Origin of the sequence: Petroclostridium xylanilyticum, assembly GCF_002252565.1 — a bacterium.
GTDB lineage: Bacteria > Bacillota > Clostridia > SK-Y3 > SK-Y3 > Petroclostridium > Petroclostridium xylanilyticum.
On the sequence record NZ_NPML01000009.1, the window covers coordinates 1 to 2,930 of the forward strand.

1 protein-coding gene, 4 tRNA genes and 2 rRNA genes are annotated in these 2,930 nt (G+C 41.6%); all 7 read right to left on the reverse strand.

The genetic code is table 11. The annotated features are described in order from the left end of the window. Nucleotides 1-143: 143 nt before the first annotated feature. Nucleotides 144-1,337 carry an IS4 family transposase gene (locus tag CIB29_RS05650; protein ID WP_094545964.1) on the reverse strand — a complete coding sequence of 398 codons (1,194 nt, stop codon included), beginning with the start codon at nucleotides 1,335-1,337 and terminating at the stop codon, nucleotides 144-146. A gap of 315 nt (nucleotides 1,338-1,652) precedes the next feature. Beyond that, nucleotides 1,653-1,728, reverse strand: a tRNA-Lys gene (locus CIB29_RS05655). A 1-nt stretch (nucleotide 1,729) separates the two neighbouring features. After that, nucleotides 1,730-1,801: transfer RNA gene (locus CIB29_RS05660), tRNA-Gln, on the reverse strand. Nucleotides 1,802-1,905: 104 nt separating this feature from the next. After that, a tRNA-Glu gene (locus tag CIB29_RS05665) sits at nucleotides 1,906-1,980 on the reverse strand. A 5-nt stretch (nucleotides 1,981-1,985) separates the two neighbouring features. Beyond that, nucleotides 1,986-2,061, reverse strand: a tRNA-Asn gene (locus CIB29_RS05670). Between the two features lie 7 nt (nucleotides 2,062-2,068). Then, nucleotides 2,069-2,185: ribosomal RNA gene (gene rrf, locus CIB29_RS05675) — 5S ribosomal RNA — on the reverse strand. Between the two features lie 261 nt (nucleotides 2,186-2,446). Continuing rightward, nucleotides 2,447-2,930: ribosomal RNA gene (locus CIB29_RS05680) — 23S ribosomal RNA — on the reverse strand; the annotation flags it as partial.

Consider the following 2,930-nt stretch of genomic DNA (forward strand, 5'->3'; position numbering starts at 1 on the left):
ATTCAGTATTGTTGCAAATAAAAGTTTAGCAAAAATCAATAGTAATAATTTACAGGTATAACCTGCACCCATAAGAAAATTATGGTTAACGTTAGAGAAAAGGGGAGTGACCACCTAAGCCTAACAATATTAAATTTAAAAACTTAATATGACGAAACCTTACCAAACATACACTGGATGTAGAAATCAACGTACTCTCTCTTCCAATTAAACCGCTTTCGTTTGCGACCTGGAGGTTTTACAGTGGATAGAGACTTTTTAAGGTAGGCAATGGTATTCCACAGTCCGCCTGCAATGAGTCTTACCATCTCCAAGAAGTTATGATTGGTACCCACCAGAATATGCATGAGTTTTAACAAGCAAAACAGAATCAATGCCGTGTAAATCTGGTTTAAGACTGCATTAAAACTGGTACCATAAAACTTCTTGATTTTAAGATGCTGCTTTATCCACTTAAAGAATAGCTCTATCTGCCATCTTAGACGGTAGATTTCAGCTATTTCCTCACCTGTAAGGTCAAAGCGGTTTGTGGCTATATAAAAGGGCTCACCTGTAGAAGAGTCGATTACTTCCACAACTCTCAAGGAGTGCTGCATCTTTGTATAAAAGCCACCGAGAATTACTTCTTTATCAGATAGTACAGGGCCTCCCTGGGATATTGAGTTTATACTAACTAACTCCATTACAGCATTCTTTTTAAGCCTTGTGATAAAGAATATATCCTCCTTGCAGTACCTGTCAAACTCTTTGTAGTCTAAATAGCCGCGGTCAAATATATATGTGATGTTGGGTTTGGTAATAAGGGAATCCATCTTCTCTTTGTCATGTATAATACCCTCTGTCACTATAATCTGATCCGGGTAACCTAAAAGAACATCGTACAGGGTATGCACCTTGACTGCAGCTTTAGTTTCCCGATAGTCAGCCCAGGGAAAGAGAGAGATACAAAGCCTTATTATAGTAGCGTCCAGTATCTTTAGCGTGCCCCAGCTACCAGGTATGATACGTATACCGTGATGCTTTTTAAGTTTAGCAAGAACAGCTTCAAATATCCTTCTAAAAACATCCGGATCACGGTCGCTGTTTTTGCGGGATAGCTGTGAAAAACTTATTGTGCCAGTATATTTCTGGAGTTTCTGGTCAGCCATAATACCTGTAACAATATCCCTAAGGCTGTCTTTCTGGACCAAGTGTGCATACATCATAGTATTCAGTTGCCGAAGAACAGTAAATTTCTTGGTTCCGTGGTCTGCATCGGTTTCGTCAACGGCTTTTTCCAGTAAGTTCATTGGTAAAAAGCCTTTTAAAGTTTCAAAAACTGTAGTACAATCATTCATGTTTGTTAACTCCTTCGTTAATAGAATGTGGTTGGTTGGGTACTACCACTAATATTAACAAGGAGTTTTCATTTTACCAACAGGTATTTATTACCGTTGATTTTTGCTAAAAAATTTTATGCAACAATACTGAGGATGCTCATATATTATAGCAGTTATTTTATTATTTTTTAGAAAATAATTCAAGTAATATATAATGCAAAAATGCACCCATCATGTCACTATTAAACCAAAAAGACCATATAATTACTTGAGCTACTTTCATTTCAAGTAATTATATGGTTTCTTTACACTTATACTTATAATTAATACTCCTGGTGAGCCATCCGCGACTCGAACGCGGGACACCTTGATTAAAAGTCAAGTGCTCTGCCTACTGAGCTAATGGCCCATAAATGTGGCAGGACTCGAACCTACGAAGTGCCAGAGTCAAAGTCTGGTGCCTTACCGGCTTGGCTACATCCCAATGTTTATTTTGCCTAGTAAATCGCCAATGAAATTTGAAACTAAATGGCCTTTAGAACCTCAATCTAGTACTTCAAACTAATTGAGCTAAAGGCCAAAAAAATGGTGACCCATAGGGGACTCGAACCCCTGTTACCGCCGTGAAAGGGCGGTGTCTTAACCGCTTGACCAATGGGCCATATATGGCTCCTCAAGTAGGACTCGAACCTACGACCCTGCGGTTAACAGCCGCATGCTCTACCGACTGAGCTATTGAGGAATATCAATTCCGGCAACGACCTACTTTCCCGGGAGGTCCCCCTCCAAGTATCATCGGCACGATGGAGCTTAACTACCGTGTTCGGAATGGGAACGGGTGTGTCCTCCATGTCATTGTCACCGGATAATTCAACTGTGTCTAGTTCACAGTTCACGGTTTGAATTCTTAACCTGCTCTTTTAATTGCCTCAGGTACTCTTTCTTGTTCACCAGCATGTTCCCCATTCACCTTTCTACTGTGAACTGTGAACCATGAACTGTGAACTGTTTCATGTACCTTCAAAACTATACAATGTAAAACATGAGGTTTTTGCAAAAACCTTCTTCATATATTCTTTCCCGCAATTAACCTCGTCTTTAATAATTATTCATTGTTAATTGCTTTCTTGGTCAAGCCCTCGGTCTATTAGTATCAATCAGCTGAGTGCATTACTGCACTTACACCTTTGACCTATCTACCATGTAGTCTTCATGGGACCTTACTAGCTTTTGCTATGGGAAATCTTATCTTAGGGGGGTCTTCACGCTTAGATGCCTTCAGCGTTTATCCCTGCCGCACTTAGCTACCCAGCTGTGCACTTGGCAGTACAACTGGTGCACCAGTGGTGCGTCCATCCCGGTCCTCTCGTACTAAGGACAGCTCCCTTCAAATTTCCTGCGCCCGCGACAGATAGGGACCGAACTGTCTCACGACGTTCTGAACCCAGCTCGCGTACCGCTTTAATGGGCGAACAGCCCAACCCTTGGAACCTACTTCAGCTCCAGGATGCGATGAGCCGACATCGAGGTGCCAAACCTCCCCGTCGATGTGGACTCTTGGGGGAGATAAGCCTGTTATCCCCAGGGTAGCTTTTATCCGTTGAGCGACGG